The organism is Sphingomonas cannabina (assembly GCF_021391395.1).
Classification (GTDB): domain Bacteria; phylum Pseudomonadota; class Alphaproteobacteria; order Sphingomonadales; family Sphingomonadaceae; genus Sphingomonas; species Sphingomonas cannabina.
Map to the genome: position 1 here is coordinate 1397767 of NZ_CP090059.1, position 26033 is coordinate 1423799.

17 protein-coding genes are annotated in these 26033 nt (G+C 69.2%); 8 read left to right on the forward strand and 9 right to left on the reverse strand.

The genetic code is table 11. The features are described 5' to 3' along the window. Window positions 1–177 precede the first annotated feature (177 nt). Complete coding sequence (gene galB, locus LZK98_RS06760) at window positions 178–2901, forward strand: beta-galactosidase GalB (RefSeq protein ID WP_233785636.1); 2724 nt, start codon at window positions 178–180, stop codon at window positions 2899–2901. 119 nt (window positions 2902–3020) lie between these two features. On the opposite strand, the gene LZK98_RS06765 is transcribed toward galB, so the two are convergent. Continuing rightward, entirely contained in the window at window positions 3021–3467 is a 447-nt protein-coding gene (locus LZK98_RS06765) for a response regulator (RefSeq protein WP_233785637.1), read from the reverse strand. A gap of 157 nt (window positions 3468–3624) precedes the next feature. On the opposite strand from LZK98_RS06765, the gene LZK98_RS06770 reads away from it, so the two are divergent. Beyond that, window positions 3625–4104, forward strand: a complete 480-nt coding sequence (locus LZK98_RS06770) for a DUF4136 domain-containing protein (RefSeq protein WP_233785638.1) — start codon at window positions 3625–3627, stop codon at window positions 4102–4104. Here the strand turns inward: LZK98_RS06770 and LZK98_RS06775 are convergent, their stop codons facing one another. Genes LZK98_RS06775 through LZK98_RS06785 form a run of 3 tightly spaced genes read right to left on the reverse strand, consistent with a single transcriptional unit; the run spans window position 4105 to window position 8306 of the window. Further along, a complete protein-coding gene (locus LZK98_RS06775; RefSeq protein ID WP_233785639.1) occupies window positions 4105–6279 on the reverse strand; it encodes a CHASE2 domain-containing protein in 2175 nt (724 codons plus the stop codon). It lies immediately after the preceding gene. Between the two features lie 3 nt (window positions 6280–6282). Continuing rightward, complete coding sequence (locus LZK98_RS06780; protein ID WP_233785640.1) at window positions 6283–7608, reverse strand: FecR domain-containing protein; 1326 nt, start codon at window positions 7606–7608, stop codon at window positions 6283–6285. Further along, complete coding sequence (locus LZK98_RS06785) at window positions 7605–8306, reverse strand: response regulator transcription factor (RefSeq protein ID WP_233785641.1); 702 nt, start codon at window positions 8304–8306, stop codon at window positions 7605–7607. The genes LZK98_RS06780 and LZK98_RS06785 overlap by 4 nt, the downstream gene beginning before the upstream one ends. 286 nt (window positions 8307–8592) lie before the next feature. On the opposite strand from LZK98_RS06785, the gene LZK98_RS06790 reads away from it, so the two are divergent. The 4 genes from LZK98_RS06790 to LZK98_RS06805 all read left to right on the forward strand — a co-directional run bounded on the left by LZK98_RS06790 (window position 8593) and on the right by LZK98_RS06805 (window position 12489). Beyond that, a complete protein-coding gene (locus LZK98_RS06790) occupies window positions 8593–9231 on the forward strand; it encodes a peroxiredoxin (protein WP_233785642.1) in 639 nt (212 codons plus the stop codon). A 140-nt stretch (window positions 9232–9371) separates the two neighbouring features. Further along, entirely contained in the window at window positions 9372–10310 is a 939-nt protein-coding gene (epsC, locus tag LZK98_RS06795; protein ID WP_233785643.1) for a serine O-acetyltransferase EpsC, read from the forward strand. Next, window positions 10307–11050 carry a gamma-glutamyl-gamma-aminobutyrate hydrolase family protein gene (locus tag LZK98_RS06800; RefSeq protein WP_233785644.1) on the forward strand — a complete coding sequence of 248 codons (744 nt, stop codon included), beginning with the start codon at window positions 10307–10309 and terminating at the stop codon, window positions 11048–11050. The genes epsC and LZK98_RS06800 overlap by 4 nt, the downstream gene beginning before the upstream one ends. A gap of 149 nt (window positions 11051–11199) precedes the next feature. Beyond that, window positions 11200–12489 (forward strand): dicarboxylate/amino acid:cation symporter, encoded by a 1290-nt coding sequence (locus LZK98_RS06805; RefSeq protein WP_233785645.1) that lies wholly within the window; start codon window positions 11200–11202, stop codon window positions 12487–12489. Between the two features lie 431 nt (window positions 12490–12920). Here LZK98_RS06805 and LZK98_RS06810 read toward each other — a convergent pair whose 3' ends face one another. Further along, entirely contained in the window at window positions 12921–13622 is a 702-nt protein-coding gene (locus LZK98_RS06810) for a methyltransferase family protein (RefSeq protein WP_233785646.1), read from the reverse strand. A gap of 90 nt (window positions 13623–13712) precedes the next feature. Between LZK98_RS06810 and LZK98_RS06815 the strand changes: the two genes are divergently transcribed. Further along, window positions 13713–15164 (forward strand): helicase HerA domain-containing protein, encoded by a 1452-nt coding sequence (locus LZK98_RS06815; protein WP_233785647.1) that lies wholly within the window; start codon window positions 13713–13715, stop codon window positions 15162–15164. A 3-nt stretch (window positions 15165–15167) separates the two neighbouring features. Here LZK98_RS06815 and LZK98_RS06820 read toward each other — a convergent pair whose 3' ends face one another. Next, window positions 15168–15638, reverse strand: a complete 471-nt coding sequence (locus LZK98_RS06820; protein ID WP_233785648.1) for an Lrp/AsnC family transcriptional regulator — start codon at window positions 15636–15638, stop codon at window positions 15168–15170. A gap of 114 nt (window positions 15639–15752) precedes the next feature. On the opposite strand from LZK98_RS06820, the gene putA reads away from it, so the two are divergent. Beyond that, window positions 15753–19382, forward strand: coding sequence for a trifunctional transcriptional regulator/proline dehydrogenase/L-glutamate gamma-semialdehyde dehydrogenase (gene putA, locus LZK98_RS06825; protein ID WP_233785649.1), 3630 nt, complete (start codon window positions 15753–15755; stop codon window positions 19380–19382). A gap of 303 nt (window positions 19383–19685) precedes the next feature. Here putA and LZK98_RS06830 read toward each other — a convergent pair whose 3' ends face one another. From LZK98_RS06830 to LZK98_RS06840, 3 genes are read right to left on the reverse strand one after another with little or no spacing between them, the layout of a single operon-like run. After that, entirely contained in the window at window positions 19686–21266 is a 1581-nt protein-coding gene (locus tag LZK98_RS06830; protein WP_233785650.1) for an alpha-N-arabinofuranosidase, read from the reverse strand. A 46-nt stretch (window positions 21267–21312) separates the two neighbouring features. Then, a complete protein-coding gene (locus LZK98_RS06835; protein WP_233785651.1) occupies window positions 21313–22857 on the reverse strand; it encodes a tryptophan halogenase family protein in 1545 nt (514 codons plus the stop codon). 54 nt (window positions 22858–22911) lie between these two features. Further along, window positions 22912–25908 carry a TonB-dependent receptor gene (locus tag LZK98_RS06840; RefSeq protein ID WP_233785652.1) on the reverse strand — a complete coding sequence of 999 codons (2997 nt, stop codon included), beginning with the start codon at window positions 25906–25908 and terminating at the stop codon, window positions 22912–22914. Window positions 25909–26033 lie beyond the last annotated feature (125 nt).

Here is a 26033-nt window from a genome sequence, read left to right on the forward strand (position 1 = left end):
CCCGTGAACGCCTGCAGCACCGGGGTCGGCAATTGCTTCCCCGCTCGATGCCCAGTCCGGCATTGACATCATTTCACCAGCCGATAGCGTTGGTAGCGCTATCATAAACCGGTCGCGTGGCCTGCAGGGTCGCCGCGGTCCACATTACGGAGAGGTCGATCGTTGCGCGCAGCCTCGTTGAATTCCAATTCTAAACGGAACCCGCTGCGCCGTGCCGCGATCTGGGTGCGGGCGGCTCTGCTGCTTGCCGTATTTCCTCTCGCCGCTGCGGCACAACCCGTCCGTTCCGACACGGCGCCGCGTGAGCGCATCTCGATCGACGCCGGCTGGCGCTTCACCAAGGGCGATCCGGCGGATGCGCCCGCGGTCCTGCTCTACGACATCCGCCCCGAGCTCAAGACCAGCGAGGATGGCAAGGCCGCCGACGCGCGGCCACAGGAGGCCGAGCAGCTCGCCGCCGACCGCCCGGTGCTCAAGCGCTGGATCCTGCCGACCGGCAATGCCTTCCTCCGCAACCGTGCGCCCTATGTTCGCCCGACCGGTGAGCCGGTGGAGGGGCTTTCCTATCTTCAGGCCGGCTTCGACGACAGCGGCTGGCGCAAGGTCGACCTGCCGCACGACTGGGCGATCGAAGGGCCGTTCCTCACCGAGGGTCCCTATGGCGGCATGGGCCGGCTGCCGAGCTGGGGCATCGGCTGGTACCGCAGGAAGCTCGACATTCCGGCGAGCGATCGCGGCAAGTCGATCTTCCTCGATGTCGATGGCGCGATGTCCTACGCCGCGGTCTGGCTCAACGGCCACCTCGTCGGCGGCTGGCCCTATGGCTACAACGGCTGGCGCGTCGACCTCACCCCCTATGTCGTGCCCGGCGGCGTCAACCAGCTCGCGATCCGGCTCGACAATCCGCCCGAGTCCGCACGCTGGTATCCCGGCGGCGGCCTCTACCGGAGCGTGTGGCTGACCAGGACGAACCCGGTTCATGTCGGCCAGTGGGGCAGCGTCGTGACGACGCCGGAGGTCTCGAAGCAATCGGCAACCATCGACCTCCAGCTCGCGATCGACAATGATTCCGCCGCTGAAACGCCGGTCGAGGTGGCGACCGCGATCTACGCCCTCGATGCCGCCGGCAGCCGCACCGGCCGCGCCGTCGCCGCGATCGCGCCGCAGCGCGCGCTGGTGCCGGCTCGTAGCAGCGCAACGCTCAAGGGCACGACCACGCTCGCCAATCCCCGCCTCTGGGGTCCGCCGCCCACGCAGCAGCCGAACCGCTACGTCGCCGTCACCACCCTCCGGCAGGGCGGCAAAGTCGTCGATCGCTACGAGACGCGCTTCGGCATCCGCTCGATCCGCCTCGATCCCGACAAGGGCGTGATCGTCAACGGCGAGCGCATCCCGCTGCACGGCGTCAACAACCACCACGACCTCGGCGCGCTCGGCGCCGCCTTCAACGTCCGCGCCGCGGAGCGCCAGCTCGAGATCCTGCGCGACATGGGCACCAATGCGATCCGCATGAGCCACAATCCCCCGGCGCCCGAGTTGCTCGAGCTCGCTGACCGGATGGGTTTCCTGGTGATCGACGAGGTGTTCGATTCCTGGAAGCAGAAGAAGACGCCGCTCGACTTCCACCTGATCTTCCCCGACTGGCACGAGCAGGACTTGCGCGCGATGTTGCGGCGCGACCGCAACCATCCCTCGGTGTTCCTGTGGAGCATCGGCAACGAAGTCGGCGAGCAATATACCGGCGAGGAAGGCGCGGCGGTCGCGCGCGAGCTGGTGGGGATCGTGCGCGAGGAGGACGCGACCCGTCCGACCATGACCGCGATGAACTGGGCGAAGGCGGACATGCCGCTGCCCGCCACGGTCGACGTGATCGCGCTCAATTATCAGGGCGCCGGCATCCGCAGCCTGCCCGGCCAGTTCCCCGCCTTCCGCGCGCGCTTCCCGGACAAGGTGATCTTCAGCAGCGAGAGCGCCTCCGCGCTCAGCAGCCGCGGGGAGTATCAGTTCCCGGTGCCCGGTACGATCAGCGGCCCGGTGCGGCCCGGCGTCGGCGGCGATCCTGCGACCAGGCAGGTCAGCGCCTATGAGCTGTTCGCCTCCGACTTCGGCTCCTCGGCCGATCGTTCCTTCGCGGCGGACGATCAGGCGCCCTATGTCGCGGGCGAGTTCGTGTGGAGCGGCTTCGACTATCTCGGCGAGCCGACGCCCTATTATGCCGCGCGCAGTTCCTATTCGGGGATCATCGATCTCGCCGGCTTCCCCAAGGACCGATTCTACCTTTACCAGGCGCGCTGGCGGCCCGACCTGCCGATGGCGCACATCCTGCCGCACTGGACCTGGCCGGGCCGCGAAGGCCAGGTGACGCCGGTGCACGTCATCTCCTCCGCCGACGAGGCCGAGCTGTTCGTCAACGGCAAGTCGCAAGGCCGCAAGAAGCGCGCGCCGTTCGAGTATCGCTTCCGCTGGGACTATGTGACCTATGAGCCGGGCGAACTGCGCGTCGTCACCTGGAAGAACGGCAAGGAATGGGCGACCGCGCAGATGAAGACCGCCGGCGCCCCGGCGAGGCTCGACGCCAGGGCCGATCGTGCCACCATCCGCGCCGACGGCCGTGACCTGTCCTTCGTCACGGTGCGCATCGCCGACAAGGACGGGCTGACCGCGCCCCGCGCCGGTAACCGGCTGCGCTTCACGATCGAAGGGCCGGGTGAGATCGTCGCCACCGACAACGGCGACCCCACCAGCTTCGAGCCCTTCCAGTCGCACGAACGCAACGCCTTCAACGGCCTCGCGCTGGCGATCGTCCGCGCCAGGCCGGGCGAAGCGGGCCGCATCGTCCTCCATGTCGCCGCCGATGGTCTTGAAGGCGCGACGGTTCCGATCCGCAGCGAGACGCGCTAGACTCTGTTCTGTTTAGATCGAAGCAGTGTCTGTGCTCCTGCGAAGGCAGGAGCCGTGGCCGCAAGCGACACGGCCTGTGATCCAGGGCTCCTGCCTTCGCAGGAGCACATCGTTTCAACTTAAAGCGGACGGACTCTAGCCGACCTCGCCTCCCGCGGCTGCCCGAAGGCGATCAGCGCCTCGATCTCGCCGATCACCAAAGCGGGGTGATAGGGCTTGGGCAGGACCGACACCTGGCGGCGCAGCTCGGGATCGAGGTCGTCCGTCTGCACGTCGCCGGAGGTCAGCAGGATCGGCAGGTCGGGGCGATGCGAGAGCACCCATCCGGCGAGGGCGATGCCGTCGCGCTCCCCCGGCATCCTGACGTCGGAGAACACGCAGTCGATCGGCCGGTCGCCTGCAAGGATCAGCAGCGCCTCGTCGCCGCTCCCCGCCTCCATCACCATGAAGCCGTTCGCACGCAGGGCGGCGGCGGTCGACAGGCGGATACGCGCATCGTCCTCGACCACCAGGATGGTCCCGCCCGAGGGTCGCAAGGTGCGAGGATGGGAAAAGGAAAGGTCCATGGTGCGCTCGTTTCGCACCCGTATCGCGAGCGGCGGTTAGACGTGAGTAAACACTTGTAACGACGCGCGATTGTCTTTTCTGCAACCTGTCAAACCACGCGTCTGTTGAGAATTGCCTACGATCTCGTCTAATGAAGGCGAGGAAATGGGGGCGGGTGTGCGTATAGAAATACTTCCGGTCGTGATCGTCCTCGTCTCGCTCGGTGCATGCGCGCCGGCCATCGACCGCGGCATCGCGCTGGCGCCGGCATCGTTGCCCGATCGGACCTATGTCATGGCGGAAGCGCCGCAGCCGACGGATGCGTCGCTCCTCGAAGCGCGCCAGGCGGTGGCGAAGGCGCTTGCCGACCAGGGATTCCGCGAAGCATCGGACGCCCGCTACCGGCTCGACGTCGGCTATGCGGCCGCCCCGGTCGCGCTGCGCTATTCGACCGCCGACGAGCCGGCCGGCCGCCGCGATCCGGGGCTCGCCGGCATCGCCTTCTGCCGGAGGCAGCGATATGTCCTGTCCGTCGCGCTCATCGAGCGGAAGAGCGGGCGGGTGGCCTATCGCGACAGCGTGTCGGGCCGCCGCTGCGCCGGCGCGGCCGCCAGGCTGGTCGAGCCGCTGACCCATGCGGCGCTCGGCGGCCGCTGATCATTCGCTCAGGGCAGGCAGCCGCAGGACGAAGCGCGTCCCGGTCGGCGTTACGGGAACGTAGCTGAGCGAACCGCCATGACGCTGCGCGACCGCATGGGCATAGCTGAGGCCAAGCCCGGCGCTCGGCTGCGTCCCGCTGCGGCCGACCGGCCCGAACCGCGCGAACAGCCGTGACAGCCGGTCGGGCGGAATGCCGGGGCCGGCATCCTCGATCGCGATCTCATACCAGCGTGACCCCGCCTCCATCATCTCGGCGACGCCGCACCGGACCTCCGCGCCATCGGGGCTGAACTTGACGGCATTGTCGAGCAGGTTGAGCAGCGCCCGGGTGAGGGCATAGCGCTCGCCCATCATCCAGCAGGGCTCGCCCTCGTCCACCACCACCCGCACGCCCTTCCGCGACGCGACCGGCCAGACCGCATCGGCGGCCTCGGCGAGCGCATCGCGGACGTCCGTCTCCTCCGGCTCGAAGCCGGTGCTGCGCAGCCGGGCAAGCTGGACGAAGTCGTCGGCGAGTCGCAGCGTCCGGCGCGCATGACCGGCGAGGCGCGCGGACAGCGCCTCCGGCACCGCCTTGCCGCCGTCGCCGTCGAGCAGGGCGATGATCGCGGCCTGCGGCGCCCGCATGTCGTGGCTGAGGAACTCCAGCGCCTCCTCGCGGTCCTGCTGGGCGGCGCGGATCGCGGTGATCTCCGCCAGCAGCAGGATCCAGCCGCGCTGCTCGCCGGCCGCATCGGCGAGCGGCGTGCGACGCGGCGAGAAGCTGCGCCCGTCCGCCAGCGTCAGCTCGTCGTGCTCGGCTGCGTTCGCGAGCTTCATGATAGTATCGGGCGTCAGCTCGGCCGCCATCAGCGCCTGCGCCCGGCCGTTCGCGAGCAGGACCTGCCCGGCAAGGCTCGTCACGATCAGCGGATCGGACACCCCCTCGATCGTGTCGGAGATCAGCCGCTTGAGGTCCCTCAGCCGCGCGATCGAGCTGCTGAGCGCGATCGCGCTGCTGCCGGCCGGATCGAGCCCGGCCCGGGCGGGTCTGACCGGCGCCTCGTCGTCGCCGGCGAAGAGGCGGAGCTCGTCGGACATGGCGCGGTGGATCGCCATCAGCCGCCGCCATCCCCACAGCGGATAGACGATGAGCAGCGCGAGCAGCGCCGCGGTCGGCGGCAGCCACAGGCCGGCGATCACCAGCAGGACCACGGGCAGCGCCGCCGTCGCCACGAAGATCGCCGCGGTCGCGACCAGCGCGCGCGACGGCCTCAGCCACAGGAACAGCAGCAGGAGCAGCAGGCTGGGGAAGGCGGCGAACGCCCATTGCCACGCGCTGGACGGACTGCGGATGAAGCGGTTGGTGAGCAGCGCGTTGAGCAGGTTGGCCTGCACCTCGACGCCGGGGAGCGCCCCCGCCCCCGCGACGACATGGCGGTCGCCGAGTCCGCCCGCCGTCACGCCGACCAGCACGAACCGGCCGCGCAGGAACTCGGGCGGGACGCTGCCCGCCAGCACGTCCTTGAAGGGTACGGTCCGGAACGCACCCGGCGGCGCATAGGGGACGAGCACGCCCGGCTGGCCCCGCGCGGCGGCGCGGCGGAAGGCGGGTGAGGGCGCGCCGTTCCCGAGGCGATAGGCCTGCTCCGCAAGGTGCAGCCAGGTGCGGCCGCCCTCGCTCACCTCCAGCAGGGCCGCCCGCGCGCTGCCGTCGCCGTCATAGGGAAGCGCGACGTGACCGAGCGTGGCGGCGCTGCGCAGCGGTTCGACCGGTGGGGTGGCATCGAACGCCCGCCCGTTCGCGCCGGGTGCCGTGAGCAAGATGGGCAGGACGACGCGTGTCCCGCGCATCGCCGCGGCGAGCGCCGCATCTTCCCGCGGATTGGCCGCTGGCTCGGGAAAGAGCACGTCATAGGCGATCGCTGCCGGCCGGGCGGCGGCGATTCGCTCGATCAGCCGGGCGTGGACGGTGCGCGGCCAGGGCCAGCGGCCGATCTCGGCGATGCTGTCGTCGTCGATCGCGACGATCAGGATGCGGTCGGACGGGGGCGCCGCGCGCAGTCCCGCCAGCGCGTCATAGAGCGTGTTGTCGATCCGCGAAGTCATGCCGCCGAGCACGAAACCGCAGGTGACCGCCAGCGCCAGCAGCGCGATGGCGATCCATTCGAGCAGCAGCCGCCGTCGGATCAACGGTTAGGGACGCCCGCCGCGTCCCGAGGGCGCGGCAATGGTGAGCTTCTCCGGATCGGTCCAGGATTCGACGCTCTCGCCATTCTCGACCTGCAATAGCCCGACGCGCCAGTAATAGACGTCCGCCGGCAGGTTGCCGAGCGTGATCGTGTCGCTGGAAAGCCCGACCTGGTCGACCATCGGCCGCGCGTCGGGCGATCCGCGCATGAGCTGGAAATGATAGCGCCGCGCCCCGCTCCCCGCGCCGAACCAGCGGAAGCGGTAGCCGTCGTCGCCGGCCTCCACCGCGCCATGGATCGAGGCGAGGCGGCGGGTGAAGCCATAGGATTGCGCCATCCCTTCCAGCCCGCTCGGCGCGATCGCCCAGACGCGCACGAACTGCCGGCCGTTGGGGATGTCGGTGAAGGCGAAGCGGCCGTCGCCGGAAAGCTGTTCCGCCAGATTCTCGACGAAGCCGGCATCGGCCGCGATCACCGCGCGATAGCCGGTCGCCCCGGCGATGGGATTGGCGCGGAACTCCACCGCGTCGCGCGTCTGGATCCGGCCTGGATCGTCGAGATCGGGCGCGGGCAGGAGCGTCTCGGTCCGCACGACACCGCTGCGGTCGACCGTCGCGCCGTTGCTCGGCTGCAGCGTCGTTCCTTTGCCGGCACCCCCGGTCCCCGTGATCGACACCACGCCCTCCAGCACCTCGGTCGCCGCGACGTTGCGCTCGGGCGCGTAGGCGACGCGGAACTCGGTGCCGCGCACCGCGGTCATGCTGACCGGCGTCTGGATACGATAGCGCGCGTCGGGGCCGTCGAGCGGCGCCACCTTGGTCTCGAGCCGTCCCCCTTGCACCTCGATCCGATAATCGATCGTCCCGGTCAGCAGCACGCGTCGCAGCTGGCGGACGCGCACCCGGCTCTGCGAGGGCAGCACGATCTTCGAACGGTCGGCGAGAACGAGCGTCACGAAGCTGTTCGCCGCCGTCGCGATCTCCGCGCCTTCGCCGACGAGCGCGCCGATCGCCGGCGTCACCGCCCGCCCGCCCGCGGTGAGGCGCACCGTCCCCCGATAGCTCGCCAGCCGCGCCGGCTCGGGCGTGTAGCGCAGCCAGGCCCGCGGCACGGCGATCCTGCGCCCGATCGGCAGCTGGCGCGGATCGCGGATGCGGGCGAGCCCGAGCAGCGACCGCCAGGTCCGCGGCGGCACGACGAAGCTGTTGGTCAGGCGGTAGAGCGTGTCCCCCTTGCGCACGACATAGACGATCGTCTCGCCGGCATCGGGAGGAGGCGGGGCAGGAGGCGCAGGCGCGGCGGAGCTCAGCAACGCCGCCGCGACGATCATGCCGTGTCCTCCGCCCCGAACCGCTCCATGCGATAGCCATAGCCGGTAATCGCGACGACCCGATAGCCGTTGTCGGGAGTCAGCTGCAATTTGGTGCGCACGCGCGAGACGTGCATGTCGAGCGTGCGCGTCGGCAGGTCGCCCGAGCTCTGCCAGATCGTCTCGAGCAGGTAGCTGCGCGACAGCGCGCGGTGGACATTCTCGAACAGGGTGAGCGCGAGCTGGAACTCCTTGGCGCTGAGCGCGACCTCCTCCGCACCGATCCGCACCCGCTCGGTAAGCCGGTCGAAGACATATCGGCCGAAGGACACGGTCCGCTGCTGGGCCGCGCCCGGCACCGCCCGGCGCAGCACCGCCTCGACCCGCGCGACGATCACCGCCGCGCTCTCGGGCTTCACCACATAGTCGTCGGCGCCGGCGTGGAGAGCCGCGGTGATGTCGTCCTTGTCCGCCCGGCTGGTCAGCATGATGATCGCGGTGGCGCGTGAAACCGCTTCCCGGATCGAGCGCAATAAAGCGATGCCGGCGGCGTCGGGCAGGTTCCAGTCGAGCACGATGAGATCGAAGGTATTCTGCCGCAGCGCCGCGAGCAGCGCCGCGCCGGTGCGATAGATCGAGCAATTGTGCCCGGCCGCCGCAAGCGGAGCACGGACGAACTCGATCAGGCTTTCGTCATCGTCGACGATTGCGATACGCAAATGCCAGTCCCCCGCCCCCTGACCTAAAACGCAACTGGCCGCGGCAGGGGCCGTCGCCGATCGCTCGCCGAGGCTCTCCCGATGCGCCCGGTCTCATACATGGCGCGAGTGCTAGCAAACAGGGGGTTAGGCAAACAATCATCAGACATGTAAACTGTTGTAACGGAATGGGACGAGCCACCTCCGCCGCGATCGAAAGCTGGATTTGGGCGCGCCAAATTTTTCTTCCGCTGATTTCCTACTCGTCGAATAGGATATTGCACGTCGTCGCCTGAGGAGACGTGCCATGTCGCTGAAACTGCTCGACACCGTTCCGGACTTCACCCAGCAATCGACGGCCGGGCCGCTCAATTTCTACGAATGGGCGGGGACGGACTGGGTGCTGCTCTTCTCGCATCCCAAGGATTTCACCCCGGTCTGCACCACGGAGCTCGGCGCAGTCGCGAGGCTCAAGCCCGAGTTCGACCGCCGCGGCGTCAAGGTGATCGGCCTCTCGGTCGATCCGGTCGAGAGCCACCACGCCTGGGCGCGGGACATCGCCGAGACTCAGCAGGCCGAGCTCAACTTCCCGCTGATCGCCGACAAGGACCGCCGCGTCGCCGGGCTGCTCGGCCTGATCCATCCCAACGCGTCGGACACGGCGACGGTGCGCACCGTCTTCGTGATCGATCCCGCCAAGCGCGTGCGCCTGACGCTCACCTATCCCGCCTCCACGGGGCGCAACTTCGCCGAGATCCTGCGCGCGATCGACAGCATCCAGCTTACCGAGCAGCACAAGGTCGCGACCCCCGCCGACTGGCGGCATGGCGAGGACGTCATCATCCTGCCCTCGGTCGGCGACGAGGAGGCGAAGGCGCTGTTCCCGGACGGCTGGACCGCGCACAAGCCTTACCTGCGCACTGTCAAGCAACCGCAGGGGGCCTGAATGGCCGGAATCAACCTATTTAGCCCCTCCCCTTCAGGGGAGGGGTTGGGGGTGGGGGAGTGCGGCAGGCCACGTCGCTTGAGGCCAGGCCCCACCCCAACCCCTCCCCTGAAGGGGAGGGGCTTAACGGGGTACGTCTGATGCCGTCGGATCCCAACATCACGCAGGCGGTCGCCTCACTGCGCACAGCGCGGCTGGAGGCGCGCGGCACGCGTTCGGACCAGCCGAACGTCCGCCGCTTCCCCTCGCAGCGCGCGCTCGCCGGCGTGATCGCGGACCTGTCGGCGGCGCTCTACCCGCGCCGGATCGGCCAGTTCGACGGACCCGACGAGGCCGAGGACGGCTTCGTCGCCGACCGGCTCGCCCGCGCGCTCGCCGCGCTCGAGACCGAGATCGCCCACGAGCTCGACTATTGGCAGGGCGAGAACGCCGCCCCCTTCGACCCCGACCAGTCGCGCACGATCGTCACCCATTTCGCCGCGACGCTCGCCGACATCCGCCGCCTGATCGACAGCGACGTCGACGCCGCCTTCCTCGGCGATCCCGCCGCGCGCAGCGTCGACGAGATCCTGATCTGCTACCCCGGCGCGATCGCCAGCCTCCACCACCGCATCGCGCACGAGCTCTACAACCTCGGCGCCGCGATCGTCGCGCGCGTCATCTCCGAACTCGCCAACGAGCGCACCGGCATCGACATCCACCCCGGCGCGACGATCGGCGGCAGCTTCTTCATCGACCATGGCACCGGCGTCGTCATCGGCGAGACCGCGATCGTCGGCGAGCGCGTGCGGCTCTACCAGCACGTCACGCTCGGCGCGCGCAGCCCCTTGGGCGCCGCCCGCCTCAGCGTGCGCGAGCGCTACGCCCGCCACCCGATCGTCGAGGACGACGTCGTCATCTACGCCGGCACCACCATCCTCGGCCGCGTCACGATCGGCTGCGGCTCGACGATCGGCGGCAACGTCTGGCTGCTGTCGGACGTGCCGCCCGGATCGGTCGTGGTCCAGCCCGAGGCACGCCAGCTAGAGTCCGCCGCCGGCCTCGCGATGCGCGAGACGCTGGAGAAGGCCGCCTCATGACCGCGCGCCGCCCCGCGATCGGCGTCCTGTGCTGCAACGAGCGGATCGACCGCCCCGTGCAGGTGGTCGCCTCGCGCTTCATCGAGCCGCTGACGCGCATCGCCGGGGCAACCGTGCTGCTGATCCCCGCACTCGCCGACGCCAACGATTGCGGCGCGGTCGCGGAGCGGCTCGACGGCCTGCTCCTCACCGGCTCGCGCTCGCATCTCGCGCCGTGGCGCTACGGCGCGCCCGACCTCACCGAGAGCGGGCGCCTCGACGAGCAGCGCGACCAGGTCGCGCTCCAGCTCGCCGGGCACATGATCGAGCGCGGCCAGCCGGTGTTCGGCATCTGCCGCGGGTTCCAGGAGCTCAACGTGCTGTTCGGCGGCAGCCTGTCGAGCGAGGTCTGCTGCGGCCGCCACCATCGCGACCCGCTGGACGGCTACGACGATCAGTTCGCCCATTGCCACGCGATCGACCTCGCCGACGGCGGCCGGCTCGCCCATGCCAGCGGCGAGCGGCGGACGATCGTCAACTCGGTGCACGAGCAGGGCGTCGATCGTCTCGGCGGCGGCCTCACCGTCGAGGCGACCGCGACCGACGACGGCCTGATCGAGGCGATCTCGGCGCGTCCGTGCGGCGGCGAGGTGCTCGCGGTGCAATGGCATCCCGAATGGGACGGCGCCCGCACCGCCACCAGCCGCGCCTTCTTCGAACTGGTCGGTAATGCCCTGCGTGGGGGCGAGGGGAGTGTGTGATGAGTGACTTCGAGCCCCTAAAATCCTCCCCGGCACGGGGAGGGGGACCAGCGAAGCTGGTGGAGGGGGCCCACCTCCTCTGCATCGCTTATGGAGAACCCCCTCCACCGCCTTCGGCGGTCCCCCTCCCCGTGCCGGGGAGGATATGAATGGCGTCTCGCCGTCCCGCTTATCTCCCCTCCTTCGGCGTCCAGGTGCTGATCGGCATGGCCGTCGGACTCGTCCTCGGCTTCGTCGGCCGCGCGACCGGTTCGGAGGGGCTCGCGAGCACGCTCAAGATCGTCGGCGACATCTTCGTCCAGCTGCTGAAGGCCCTTGTCGCCCCGCTGGTGTTCACCGCCATCGTCTCCTCGATCGCGGCACTGCGCGATCTCGCCAACGCCGCGCGGCTGGTCGCGAGCACCTTCCTGTGGTTCGCCGCGACCGCGCTCGTCGCCGTGCTGATCGGCCTGACGCTGGGCACATTGATCGCGCCCGGCGTCCACACCGGCGTCTCCGCCGCCGCCGCGGCCCGGCCGGAGACCACCGGCAGCTGGCTCGACTTCCTGCGCGGCCTGGTGCCCGGCAACATCCTCGCGATCGAGGGCAGCACCAAGCTCGCCGACGGCGCCGCCCGGACCGCGCTCGGCTTCAACGTCCTCCAGCTCATCGTCGTCGCCATCGCGGTCGGCATCGCCGCGATCCGCGTGGGGGAGGCGGGGGCGCCCTTCCTCGCCTTCAACGCCTCGGCGCTCGCGATCTTCCGCCGCATCCTCAATTGGGTGATCCGCCTGACCCCGATCGGCACCGCGGCGCTGCTCGGTGGCGCGGTGGTGCGCTACGGCTGGCAGTCGCTGTCCGCGCTCGGAGCCTTCGCGCTCGCGGTCTATGCCGGCCTCGCGCTCGTGCTGCTGGTGGTCTATCCGGCGTTGCTGCTGGCGAACGGGCTCAGCCCGCGCCGCTTCTTCGCCGCCGCCTGGCCGGCGATCCAGCTCGGCTTCGTCTCGCGCTCCTCGATCGCGACGCTGCCGGTGACCGAGGAAGTGGTCGAGCGCCGCCTCGGCGTGCCGCGCGCCTATGCGGCCTTCGCGGTCCCGCTCGCCGCCACCACCAAGATGGACGGCTGCGCCGCCATCTATCCGGCGATCGCGGCGCTGTTCGTCGCGCAATATTACGGCATCCCGCTCCACCCCGGGGATTATGTGCTGATCGTGCTGGTCTCCGTCCTCGGCTCGGCGGCGACCGCCGGCCTCACCGGCGCGACGGTGATGCTGACGCTGACCCTCTCGACGCTGGGCCTGCCGCTCGAGGGCGCGGGGCTGTTGCTCGCGATCGACCCGATCCTCGACATGGGCCGGACCGCGGTGAACGTCGCCGGCCAGGCGCTGGTCCCGACGATCGTCGCGCACCGGTTCGGGCGCGGTGAGCGGGGGGACTTCGCCGCTCAGCCGGCCGAGTGACTACTGCGTGGTTCCACGCACGATATTGCAGCGATTTAGCCCCTCCCCTTCAGGGGAGGGGCTTGAGGCATGGCCGCGCGATCGACCGGCTCGTCCCTTGCAATGTAGGATTTCGCCTGCTTGACCTACGCGGTCCGATTTGCGCGAGCGTCGGTCGCTCTTTGACCCTGTCGATCTCCTCCGTGTCGCGTCGGTGTCGCGTCGGTGTCGCGTCGGTGTCGCGTCGGTGTCGCGTCGGTGTTGCGTCGGTGTCGCAATCCCGCCGCGTCAGTGTCGCATTAGCGTCGCGCCAGTGTCGCGTTAGCGTCGCGTTGGTGTCGCGCTCCCGTCGCGCTCCCGTCGCGTCCCTCTCGTATCGGCGCCACATCCGCCTGCAAACACGCGCCGCGCGTCAATTTAGTCAACCGGTCGACCTTCGCCTGCCCGATACCTCACCAGATGCCGGGAACCAGCCGCGACCGCACGCGGCGGGCATAGTCCCGATATCCGGGAAGCTCGGCATGCAGCAGCCGATCCTCCCACGCGGTGCGCAGCACCAGCACCGCCGAGGCGATCGCCGCCGGCACCAATGCCCAGTACGATCCCAGCGCCAGCGCCATGCCGAAGAACAGCAGCAGCGCCGAGACATAGCCCGGATGGCGCACGAACCGGTACGGCCCGCCGTCGATTACCCGCTGGTGGCGCTCGGACTGGATGCGGACGCCGGGCTCGAAGAATGGGTTCACCGCCTGCGCCCATGCCGTCACCGCGATGCCGGCGAGCAGCGCGGCATAGCCCAGGACCACCAGCCACGCCGGCACCGCCGACCAGTGGAATCGCCCGGCGTCGAGCGCTGCGACCGGCAGGATCGCCACCATCGCCGGCAGGATCACCGCGAGCAGCGCCTTGTCCCAGCCCTTCGTCCCCGGCTGGAACCGGCTGCGGGCGCGGTAGATCACCGGATTGACCCGCGCCAGCACCAGCGCCGACGCGCCGAAGCCCAGCACCAGCACGGCGACGAACACCCATCCGGGCCGCCAGCCGATCGATCCCGCCGGCAGGAACAGCAGCAGGAGCAGGGCCAGCGGCAACCCGGCCGCATAGGCGATGGCGGTGCCGCGCGACATGGCGGCGGGTTCCCTGGGGGCTTCCATGGGCAGTCTCCTCCGGCGGACCGCTCGCCTTATAGCATGTTCGCGGGAATCACTTGCCCTCGACCGGTCACATCGACCAAGTCGCCCGCGATGACGTTTCAGGTGGACATGGGGGCGGACGGTGCCGGCAGGACCGTCTCGATCGATCTCGAGGAACTGCTCGCCACGCGCCTGCTGGTGCAGGGCAATTCGGGCTCGGGCAAGTCGCATCTCCTGCGCCGCCTGCTGGAGGGCAGTGCGGCGCAGGTGCAGCAGGCGGTGATCGACCCGGAGGGCGACTTCGTCACGCTCGCCGACGCCTATGGCCATGTCGCGATCGAGGCGGCGGACTATTCGGTCGGCGAGATCGCCCGCTTCGCGATGCGCTGCCGCGAGCACCGCGCCTCGGTGGTGCTGAGCCTGGAGGGGCTGGAGATGGACGGCCAGATGCGCTGCGCCGCCGCCTTCCTCAACGGCCTGTTCGATGCGCCGCGCGAGCATTGGTATCCGGCGCTGGTCGTGGTCGACGAGGCGCAGATCTTCGCCCCCGCCGCCGGCGCCGAGGTGAGCGAGGAGGCGCGGCGCACCTCGCTGTCGGCGATGGCCAACCTGATGTCGCGCGGGCGCAAGCGCGGGCTCGCCGGCATCATCGCCACCCAGCGGCTCGCCAAGCTGTCGAAGAACGTCGCGGCGGAAGCGAGCAACTTCCTGATGGGCCGCACCTTCCTCGACATCGACATGGCCCGCGCCGCCGACCTGCTCGGCATGGAGCGGCGCCAGGCGGAGACGATCCGCGACCTCGGCCGCGGCACCTTCCTCGGGCTGGGGCCGGCGATCGCCCGGCGGCCGGTGACGATCGCCATCGGGCCGGTGAAGACCTCGGCACGCAGCAGCAGCCCGTCGCTGATCCCGCTGCCGGAGACCTCCGCGGTCGAGATCAAGGACCTGCTGCTGGCCGCGGTCGAGGAGCCGTATCTCATCCCGCCCCCGCCCCCGGTGCGCGCGCCGGCGCCGATGGTGAGCGTGCTCGACCAGCTGACCGAGGCCGCCGCCGCCGCTGCCGAGTTCGAGCCGGAGGAGGAGGTGCTGGTCGACCACGAGCCGGTGGTGATTGAGGCGCTGCGCGGCATCATCGAGGACCCGGATTCCCGCGCCAAGCCGGCGGCGGTGCTCTACCAGGACTTCCAGGTCCGCTGCCGCATGGCGGGCGTGCGCCGGCCGCCGCTCGACGCCTCGGGCTTCACCCGCCGGCTGGCGGCGGCGCGAGCCGGCATCTTCACCGGGCTGGACGCGGAGTGGGCGCCGGCGCTGGAGGCGGCGCGCGGCGTCCCCGACGACATGCTCGGCGCCTTCCTGCTCATCGCCCACGCCGCCCGCGAAGGCGAGCAGGGCCCGAGCGACGAGGCGATCGCCGCGGCCTATGGCACGGAGTCGCTCGGCCGCGCGCGCCGCGTGCTGTCCTATATGGAAAGCCGCGGGATGATCGTGACCCGCGTCGACCTGTCGGGCCGCCGTTCGATCGCCATCCCCCAGCTCGGCTGGACGACGGCGCCGAGCGAATAGGCCTCACATCGCGTCGCGGATCGTCTCCATCGCGACGAAGGTCGAGGTGCTGGCGACATGGGGCAGGTTGGAGATGCGCTCGCCCAGCACTTCGCGGTACTTGCGGATGTCGGCGGTGCGGACCTTGAGCAGATAGTCGAAGCTGCTCGCGATCATGTGGCATTCCTCGACTTCCTTGATGCGCAGCACCCCGCGGCGGAAGTCCTCCAGCGCCGCCTCGCGCGTGTCGGACAGCTTCACCTCGGTGAAGGCGATATGGTCCAGCCCCAGCCGCGCCGGATCGACGATCGCGCGGAACCCGCGGATATAGCCCTGGTCGATCAGCCGCCTAAGGCGCACCTGGCACGGCGTCTTGGACAGGCCGACGCGGCGCGCGAGCTCCGCCACCGACATCCGCCCGTCCTCGCGCAGCAGGTCGATGATCCGACGGTCGAATTGGTCGATTTCGCCAGATATGGTCTTGGTAGAGGCCATCTGATTGAAACCTTGGCATGAATGAAGGTCAATGGACCTTCTGATGCCGCAGGATAAGTCGGATCGCCAGATGCATTTGCGATAGGGAAAGCGCATATCCCGACCGAGGCACCCATGGCGCAACCTTCCCAACTCCCGCCCCTTTTCGCCGATTTCGCCCCGCCGATCCGCCAGCAGAGCGCGTTGAGGCAGGCGATCACCGCCGCCTATCGCCGCCCCGAGCCCGACTGCCTCGCCCCGCTGATCGAGCAGGCGACGCTGCCCGGGCCGGTCCGTGCCGCCGCCGCCCGCACCGCCACCGCGCTGATCGAGGCGCTGCGCGCCAAACGCCGCGGCAACGGCGTCGAGGGGCTGGTGCAGGAATATGCCCTGTCGAGCGAGGAAGGCGTCGCGCTGATGTGCCTCGCCGAGGCGCTGCTGCGCATCCCCGACGACGACACCCGCGACGCGCTGATCCGCGACAAGATCGCCGGCGGCGACTGGAAGGCGCATCTGGGGGAGGGGCGCTCGCTGTTCGTCAACGCCGCCACCTGGGGACTGGTGGTCACCGGCAAGCTCGCCGGCAGCGTCGACGACCGCGGGCTGGGAGCGGCGCTCACCCGCCTGATCGCCCGCACCGGCGAGCCGGTGATCCGCCGCGCGGTCGCCCTCGCGATGAAGATGATGGGCGAGCAGTTCGTCACCGGCGAGACGATCCAGGAGGCGTTGAAGCGCGCCCGCCCGCTGGAGGCGCGGGGCTACCAATACAGCTACGACATGCTCGGCGAGGCCGCGACCACCGCCGTAGATGCCGATCGCTACTACCGGGATTATGAGGCGGCCATCCACGCGATCGGCGCCGCCTCGGCGGGGCGCGGCGTCTATGGCGGGCCGGGCATCTCGATCAAGCTCTCCGCGCTGCACCCGCGCTATTCGCGGTCCCAGGCCGACCGCGTGGTGGGCGAACTCCTGCCGCGCGTGAAGGCGCTGGCGGTGCTGGCCAAGGGCCACGATATCGGTCTCAACATCGATGCCGAGGAGGCCGACCGGCTCGAGCTCTCGCTCGATCTGCTCGAAAGCCTGGCGTTCGACCCGGACCTCGCCGGCTGGAACGGCCTCGGCTTCGTGGTGCAGGCCTATGGCAAGCGCTGCCCCTTCGTGGTCGACTGGATCGTCGACCTCGCGCGCCGCTCTAAGCGGCGGATCATGGTGCGGCTGGTCAAGGGCGCCTATTGGGACGCCGAGATCAAGCGCGCCCAGGTCGACGGCCTCCCGGACTTCCCCGTCTACACCCGCAAGGTCCACACCGACGTCGCCTATATCGCCTGCGCCCGCAAGCTGCTGGCGGCGCGCGAGGTCGTCTTCCCGCAGTTCGCGACGCACAACGCGCAGACGCTCGCCACCATCTACGAGATGGCCGGGCCGGAGTTCGCGACCGGCGACTATGAGTTCCAGTGCCTCCACGGCATGGGCGAGCCGCTCTACGACGAGGTGGTGGGCGAGGACGGGCTCGGCCGGCCGTGCCGCATCTATGCGCCGGTCGGCACGCACGAGACCTTGCTCGCCTATCTCGTCCGGCGCCTGCTGGAGAACGGCGCCAATTCCTCATTCGTCAACCGCATCGCCGACCCCGACGTGTCGATCGCCGAATTGACCGCCGATCCGGTCGAGACGGTGCGGGCGATGGCCGAGCCGGGGCAGAAGCACCCGATGATCGCGCTGCCCCGCGATCTCTACGGCGCCCGGCGCAACTCGGCGGGGCTCGACCTCAGCGACGAGACGGTGCTGGCGGCATTGGGAGAGACGATGCGCGCCGGCGCCCATTCGGACTGGAGCGCCGCCCCGGCGGACGGCGAGGGTACGCCGCGCCCGGTGCTCAACCCCGCCGACCACCGCGACCGCGTCGGCACCGTCGTCGAAGTCTCGCCCGAGCAGGCTCAAGCCGCCGTCCGCGCAGCCCTGGCCGCCGCGCCATCCTGGGCTGCCGTTCCTCCCGCCGAGCGCGCCGCCCGCCTCGAACGCGCCGCCGATCTGATGCAGGAATGGATGCCGTCGCTGCTCGGCCTGGTCATGCGCGAGGCGGGCAAGTCGCTGCCCAACGCGATTTCCGAGGTACGCGAGGCGATCGACTTCCTGCGCTATTATGCCGAGCAGGCGCGCCTCGTACTGGCGGCGGATCAGCCTTCGCTTGGCCCGGTGACCTGCATCAGCCCGTGGAACTTCCCGCTCGCGATCTTCACCGGCCAGATCGCCGCTGCGCTGGTCGCGGGCAACACGGTGCTCGCCAAGCCCGCCGAGGAGACTCCGCTGATCGCCGCCGCCGGCGTCGCCATCCTACACGAGGCCGGCATCCCAGCCGACGCGCTGCAGCTCCTCCCCGGCGACGGCGCGATCGGCGCCGCGCTGGTCGCCGCGCCGGAGACGGCGGGGGTGATGTTCACCGGCTCGACCGAGGTCGCGCGGCTGATCCAGGCCGAGCTCGCCAAGCGCGTCTCGCCCGCCGGCGAGCCGATCCCGCTGATCGCCGAGACCGGCGGGCAGAATGCGATGATCGTCGACTCCTCGGCGCTGGCGGAGCAGGTGGTGGCCGACGTGCTCGCCTCCGCCTTCGACAGCGCCGGCCAGCGCTGCTCGGCGCTGCGCATCCTCTGCCTCCAGGAGGAGATCGCCGACCGCACGCTGGCGATGCTAAAGGGTGCGCTCCGCGAGCTGCGCGTCGGGCGGACCGATCGCCTTGATATCGACGTCGGCCCCGTCATCACCGCCGAGGCCAAGGCGAACATCGAGAAGCACATCGAAAAGATGCGCTCGCGCGGCCACAAGGTCGAGCAACTGCCGCTTTCAGAGGAGACGGCGCACGGCACCTTCGTTCCGCCCACGATCATCGAACTCACGAGTATCGGCGAGCTCGAGCGGGAAGTGTTCGGTCCCGTCCTTCACGTCGTTCGTTTCAAGCGCGCGGAGATCGATCGCCTGATCGACCGGATCAATGCCACCGGCTATGGCCTCACCTTCGGCCTCCACACCCGGCTCGACGAGACGATCGCGCACGTGACCCGGCGGGTGAAGGCGGGCAACCTCTACGTCAACCGCAACGTGATCGGCGCGGTGGTGGGCGTGCAGCCGTTCGGCGGACGCGGACTGTCGGGCACCGGGCCGAAGGCGGGCGGCCCGCTCTATCTCGGCCGGCTGGTGCGCCGCGCCCCGCTGCCGCCGCAGCTCGCCGTCGCCGCGACCGCCACCGCGGTGCGCGACCTCGCGCTGTCGCTGGACGCGGCGGGAGACGGCGCGGCGGCCGACATGGTCCGCAAGCTGCCGGGCGTTCCGCTGTCTGCCGAGCTTGAGCTGCCCGGCCCGGTCGGCGAGCGCAACCTCTACGCGCTCCACCCGCGCGGCCGCATCCTGCTGCTGCCGGAGACGCGCACCGGCCTGATCGCTCAGCTCGCCGCGGGCCTTGCGAGCGGCAACGACCTCGTCGTCCAGGCCGATCCGGCGATCCGGCCCGCTCTGCCGCCGACCCTCGTGCCTCGCGTGCGCTGGGTCGAGGATTGGACGGCGGCGGGGCCGTTCGCCGGCGCGCTGATCGAAGGCGACGCGGAGCGGGTCCGCGCCCTGCACCAGGCGATCGCCGCGCTGCCCGGCCCGATCGTGCTGACCCAGGCGGGCACGGCCGGCTACCGTCTCGACTGGCTGGTCGAGGAGGTGTCGACCTCGATCAACACCACCGCGGCGGGCGGCAATGCCAGCCTGATGGCGATGGCCTAGCCGGATCGACATTTGAGGAAGTGACGACATCTGGGCCGTCCTCACCGTCACCCCGGACTTGTTCCGGGGGCCACCGGGAGGCAAGGACTGGGCAAGAGGTTTTGAGCGCAGTCGGCAAGGCGCAGTGGACCCCGGAACAAGTCCGGGGTGACGGTCGGGAAGGGGGCTACGGAAGACCTGCAACCTCAAATGTCGATCGGCGCTAGCTGATCGACCTGTGCTCCTGCGAAAGCAGGAGCCCTGGATCATGGGTATGTCGTTCGCGGCCAGGGCTCCTGCTTTCGCAGGAGCACCGGAAGCGGTTCACCGCTCCAGCGAAAGCATCGCCACCGACCTCGCCGGAAGCCGGACAGTGACGGCGCCACCCTCGACACGCCCCGTAATCGGCTTCGGCACGACCGTATCCGGCGCCTCGAACGTGTTGACCGAATTGACGTTCGCCGCCGTCAGCACCTGTCCTCCCGCGCGGCGGACCGACAGGCCCGGCACCGCCACGCGGATCTCGGACGTCTCGTTCGGATCGACGTTCACCAGCGCCAGCCACAGCTTCCCGTCGGTCGCACGCGCCGCAACGGCATCGACGCGCGGCAGCTCCACGTCGCCGCGCCGGTAGCGGCCCGCCTCGAAGCTCACGGGCACGAAGGTCGCGTCCTGGAACGGCAGGTACATCTTGAAGACATGATAGGTGGGCGTCAGCACCATCTTCGGCCCGTCGGTCAGGATCATCGCCTGGAGCACGTTCACCATCTGCGCGATGTTGGTCATCCGCACGCGGTCGGCATGGCGGGCGAAGATGTTGACGTTGAGCGCGGCGATGATCGCGTCGCGCAGCGAGTTCTGCTGCGCCAGGAAGCCGGGATTGGTCCCCGGCAGCGGCGCCAGCCACACGCCCCATTCGTCGACGACGAGCGGCATCTTCTTCTCGGGATCATATTTGTCCATGATCGCCGAATGGGTGGCGATCCGCCCGTCCATGGCGAGCGTCGCCTTCACCAGCTTGGCATAATCGTCCTCGCCGAAGCCGGTGCTGGGATAGGACGGCGGCCAGCCGCCGACGGTGTAGGAATGGAACGACAGCCCCTCGATGTTCCAGCTCCAGTCATGGGCCTTCCACGCCTTCATCACCGCTTCGGTGTAGCTGGTGTCGTCGTCGCTGGGGCCGACCGCGATGCGCTGCATCGGCTCGTCCTTGGCCTGGGCCGGATTGTAGTTGCGCACGAAGCGGGCGTAGAGCTTCATCTGGTCGGTATAGAATTCCGGCCGCATCGCCCCGCCGCAGCTCCAGCTTTCGTTGCCGATGCCGAGGTATTTGACCTTGTAGGGCGCCGGATGCCCGTTGGCGGCGCGCTCCTGTCCGGCGCTGCTCTGCTGGTCCGCGGTCATATAGGCGACCCAGTCGGCCGCTTCCTTGACTGTTCCCGACCCCACGTTGACCGACACATAGGCCTCGGCGCCGATCTGGCCGACGAAGTCCATGAACTCGTCGGTGCCGAATGCGTTGGTCTCGGCCGCACCGCCCCAGTTGGCGTTGACCGTCTGCTTGCGCCGCGCCGGATCGCCGAGGCCGTCGCGCCAGTGATATTCGTCGGCGAAGCACCCGCCCGGCCAGCGTACCACCGGCACCCGGATCGTCTTCAATGCGGCGACCACGTCGCTGCGGATGCCGCGGACGTTGGGGATCGGCGAATCCTTCCCCACCCACACCCCGCCGTAGATACCGGTGCCGAGATGCTCGGCGAACTGGCCGAAGATGTTGCGGTCGATCCTCGGTCCAGGCCGGTCCGCCTGCACGGTCACCGTCGTGACGTTGCCCGCCTGTGCAAAGGCCGGAGCGGCGAGCAGGGTGGCCGCCGCGGCGACAAGTCGGGGCAGGGTATGTCTCATGGGTCCTCGCTTGGGATGTGCAGAAGCTGCCGGGTCGGCGGGGCGGTCAGACGGGCTGCAGCCCGTGCTCGACGATCTTGCGGATCAGCGTACGATGAGACGGTAATCCTTCCCGTAGCCGCTCGGTCTGGATGATATTCTCCCGCATCGTCCGCTCGGCGATCCGGGCTTCGTCGGCCAGCGCTTCCGGCTCGACCTCGGTACGGAAGCCCATGCCATAGAGGACGTACTGATAGCTCGCCGGCGGAAACACCTCCTCGACCCGGTCGAACTCGTCGTGGAACCACGGCGACTGGTAGCGCCACAGCGTCAGCAGGTCCTGGAGTCGCTCGGGAACGGTCTCGGGCAGCCGGTTGTCGCGCCAGAAGGCGCTGTCCTCGCGCTGCGACAGCACATAGTGGAGCTTGAGGAAATCGATGATCCGCCCCCAGCGGTAATGGGTGGTCGCGTTGAAGCGCGACGCGATCACGTCCATCACCTCGCGGCAGACCGGCATCTGCTCGGCGATCAGCTTGGCGGACAGCTCGATCAGCACGATCGCCGACGATTCGAGCGGCTCGAGAAAGCCGGCCGCGAGCCCGACGGCGACGCAGTTGCGCTTCCAGAAGGTCTCGCGATAGCCCGAGCGGATCGGGATCTTGCGCACCGGCAGGTCCTTGCCCGCCGGACCGAGATAGGCGCGCAGCTCGCGCTCGGCCTCGTCGTCGGAGATGTGGCGGCTGGAATAGACATGGCCGGTGCCGCGCCGGCTCGGCAGGCCGATGTCCCAGATCCATCCCGCCGACTGCGCGGTCGAGATGGTGTGCGAGGCGATCGGGCTGGTGTCGCTCTCATGCGGGACTTGCACGGCGAGCGCGGTGTCGCAGAACAGCACGTCGCTGCAGTCCTTGAACCCGACGCCCAGCGTCTCGCCGATCAGCAGCGCCTTGAAGCCCGTGCAGTCGACGAAGAGGTCGCCTTCGATCTCGCCCGCCTGCTCGGTGACGATGCTGCGGATGTCGCCGTTCTCGGCGAGCGTCACCTGGCGGACGTCGGCCAGCACATGGCGCACCCCCAGCGTCTCGCAGCAATGGCGCTGGAGGAAGGGCGCGAACTTGCCGGCGTCGAGATGATAGGCGTAGTTCGCCACCGCGTCATATTCCGGCGTCGTGATCGTCTTCGGCGCCAATCCGTCGTCGCAGAGCCGTCCCTGCGGGCACACCGCGTCGCAGAAGCTGCGCCCGTCCCCCTCCGCCAGCCAGTGCGGCACCAGGTTGAGCTGGTGGAAGCCCTGGGGCAGCATCAGCGGGTGGTAATAGCCGTCGTCCGGCGCTCCGGTGGTCCAGCGCGCGAAACGGGCGCCCTGCTTGAACGCGGCGTCGCACTGGCGGAACAGCTCCGTCTCCGACACGCCGATCCGCGCCAGCGTGGTCCTCAGCGTCGGCCAGGTGCCTTCGCCGACGCCGATGATCGGGACGTTCGGCGATTCGACCAGCGTCACGCTGAAGCCGGCGGGCATCCGGCTGCGGTGCTTGGCGGCGATGACGCCGGCGGTCAGCCAGCCGGCGGTGCCGCCGCCCACGATCACGATCTTCCGTACAGGATGGGTCATCTTCGTCCCGCAAAAGTCCGGGGATGCCGCGGGCACCCCCGGGAGGGGAGAGTATCAGAAACGGAACCGAGCGCCTGCGGTAAACCTGCGACCATAGGCGAACACGTCGAGCAGCTGGTTGTCGAAGCGGCCATGGGTGCTCATCGTCTCGTTGGTGATGTTCAGCGCCTCGAAGAAGACGTTGACCTGCTTCGTGAGCTGGTAGCTGGTGCTGAAGTCGATCTGCAGGCTCGAGTTGACGAAGGTCGGCTCCGATCCGAACGAGCCGGTGTTCTGGTTCTGGCCGAACTGCAGGAGATACTCGTCGCGCCAGTTGAGCGCCACGCGGGCCTCGAAGCCGTTTTTGTCGTAGAAGCCGACGAAGTTGGCGGAGTTGGCAAGGCCGGTGACGGCGAAGCCGCTCTGCGAGATGTCTTCGGCGTCATAGGGCTTGTTGGTGTCGACGAAGGTGGCGTTGGCATTGAAGCCGAAGCCGCTGTTGCCGAACACGTGCTGCCAGGCGATCTCGACGCCGCGTACCGTCGCGTCGGGGCCGTTGATCTGCTGCGTCACGGCGAACTGCGCGGGCTGGCCGGTCGTCGGATCGACCACGTCGTTGATCGTCTGGCGCTGCGTGCCGCCGACGATGAAGTTGCTGACGTTCTTGAGGAAGAAATTGACCGACGCGTAGGAGTTGGACTGGTAGTACCATTCCGCCGCGAAGTCGAAATTGTCGGCGAGATAGGGCTTGAGCCCCGGATTGCCTCCGTTGGCAGTGAGTGCGCCGACGCGCTGGCCCGTGCCGACGTTCAGCACCGGTGTCAGCAGGTTGAGGCTGGGCCGGGTGAGCGTCCGCGACGCGTCGAAGCGCAGGTGGAACTTGTCGGTGAGCTCCAGCTTCATGTCGATGCTGGGCAGCAGGTAGGAATAGCTGGTCTTGGTGGTGATCCGCTGCGGGTCGCTCAGCACTACCGTCAGCAATGTCGGGTCGCCGGCGTTCTGGATGATGCTGAGCGGTACCTGGCCAAGGCCGATCGCCGTGAGATGCGTGTTCTCCTGGCGGATGCCGGCGTTGAAGTGGAACGGCATCCCCGCGATCTCGGTGTCGAAATTGGCGCGGGCGAACAGCGCCCAGCTCTTCTCGGTGATGTCCCGGATGCTGCCGTTGTCGAGCGCCAGGTCGAACGCACCGGTGAAGTTCGTGCCCACGGTCGGCGCGGTATAGTTGAAGCCGGGGATGTTCTGCGCCTGGGGATTGCCCAGCCCTTCCAGGAACTGCTGATAGGCGCGCGCGTCGAACTTCAGCAGCACCGGCGGCAGCGCGCCTGAGAAGCCGGGGATGAACCCGCGCGTGCTGACCTGGTCGGTGAACAGGCTCGCAGGGATGAGCACGCCGGTCGTGTTGCCCGACGGCGAGCCATAGCCGGAATAGGCCTGCCAGTAATTGTTGGCGAAGGTATTGCGCTGCTGGAACTGGAAATGGTCCTCGACATATTGGCCGCCGATCTTGATGCGGAAGCCTTCCTGTTCCCAGCTCGCGGAGAGGCGGCCCTGCTTCAGCTCGTCGGTGTTCTTGCTGGCCTGGCGCACCGTCACGTGCGAGCCCATCACAGTGGGGTCGGCCCAGCGCGACGCGTCGCCGCCCGGGCCATAGTCGTGCAGCACGGGGATGGTGTCCTTGCTGCTGCCGTCGATGCGGATGCCGAGCGCGGGGCCGATCGCGAAGCCGTAGCCGACGTCGGCGTTGTCGCTGCTGATCCGCCCGTCCGGATTGAGCCAGCTCTTGGCATAGCTGGCGTCGGCCTCGAGCTTGAGGTTCTCGGATGCGTCCCACTTGAGGTTGAGGCCGGTCTGGTTGGTCTGCAGGACCGACCGGTCGGTGCCGGCGGTGAAGTCGGTCTGCGAGCCGGCCTGGGAGAAGTCGACGGTGGTGCCGTTCTCGTCGAGCTCGACATTGCGCAGCGAACCCTGGTTGAACCAGATGCCGAAGCCGAAATTGTCGGCGCGGATGGTCTGCCGCGAGAAATTGTTGTCGAGCGTGAGCAGCAGGCCGTTGGACGGGCGCCACTGCAGGGCGATGCGCCCGTCGACCCGCTCGTCGCGGGTGTAGATCTGGCTGGCGCCATATTGCTGCTCGAACCAGCCGACGACGGTCTGCCGGTTGTTGGGATCGGCATAGGCGGCGTTGTTGGGATCGCTCGTCGGGCTGCAGCTCGTCGCCGTGGTGCCGGCGAGCTGGCACGGCGCATAGCGGCCGCCGGGCCAGCCGCTCACGAAGGCGCGGTTGGTCTGGGTGTCGTGCCGGGTGTACATGCCGGAGACCAGCACGCCGAACGTGTCGCCGGCGAAGGTGTCGCTGAACAGCAGCCCCGCGGTGGGGACCACCTTGCCCGCGTCGTCCTGGATCGAGCCCGACGCGGTGGCGACCAGCCGCATGCCCGAATAGTCGAACGGCTTGGGGAACTCGACGTTGACGGTCGCGCCGATCGAGCTGCTCGACAGCGTGACGTCGGGCGTCTTGAGCACGCTCAGCTGGCCGACGAAATCGGCGCCGACGGTGCTGAAGTCGACCGCGCGGCCGCCGGTGGCGGTCGAGATGCGGCGGCCGTCGTAGAGCGTCTCGTTGAAGTCGCCGCCGAAGCCGCGCACCGTGATGCCCTGCGGCTCGCCGCGCGCGCCGGCGCGCTGGATCGAGACGCCCGGCAGGCGCTGCAGCGACGCGGCGACGTTCGAGTCGGGGAACTTGCCGATGTCCTCCGAGGATATGGCGTCGACCACGCCGGCCGAGGTCCGCTTGATGTCCAGATTGCGCTGGAGCGAGCCGCGCAGGCCCGTGACGACGATATCGTCCGCCTGGGCCTCGTCGATCTGTGCCGGAGCGCCGGCACCGTCCTGCGCCTGTGTCTGTGCTACTGGTATGATAACGCTACCGTTCGACGGCGTGTCGTCGGCCAGCGCTGGAGAGGCCGCGGCGATCGCAAGCAGGCTGGACGCGGTTGCGAAAGATAACCGTGCAGCGCGCACGCGGCGGATGCCGGTGACGGCCGATGTGTCGATATTGCCTTCGGTCATACCCCCTCCTCTAGAGACAGGAGCATTGACGCGGCTGCACTATTTCGCCGGTCCGGGTCCGGCGAACTGCGGATCAATCTAAACGGTGACGGAATCCGCCTTTTGGCAGCATCGCGATCCTCTCC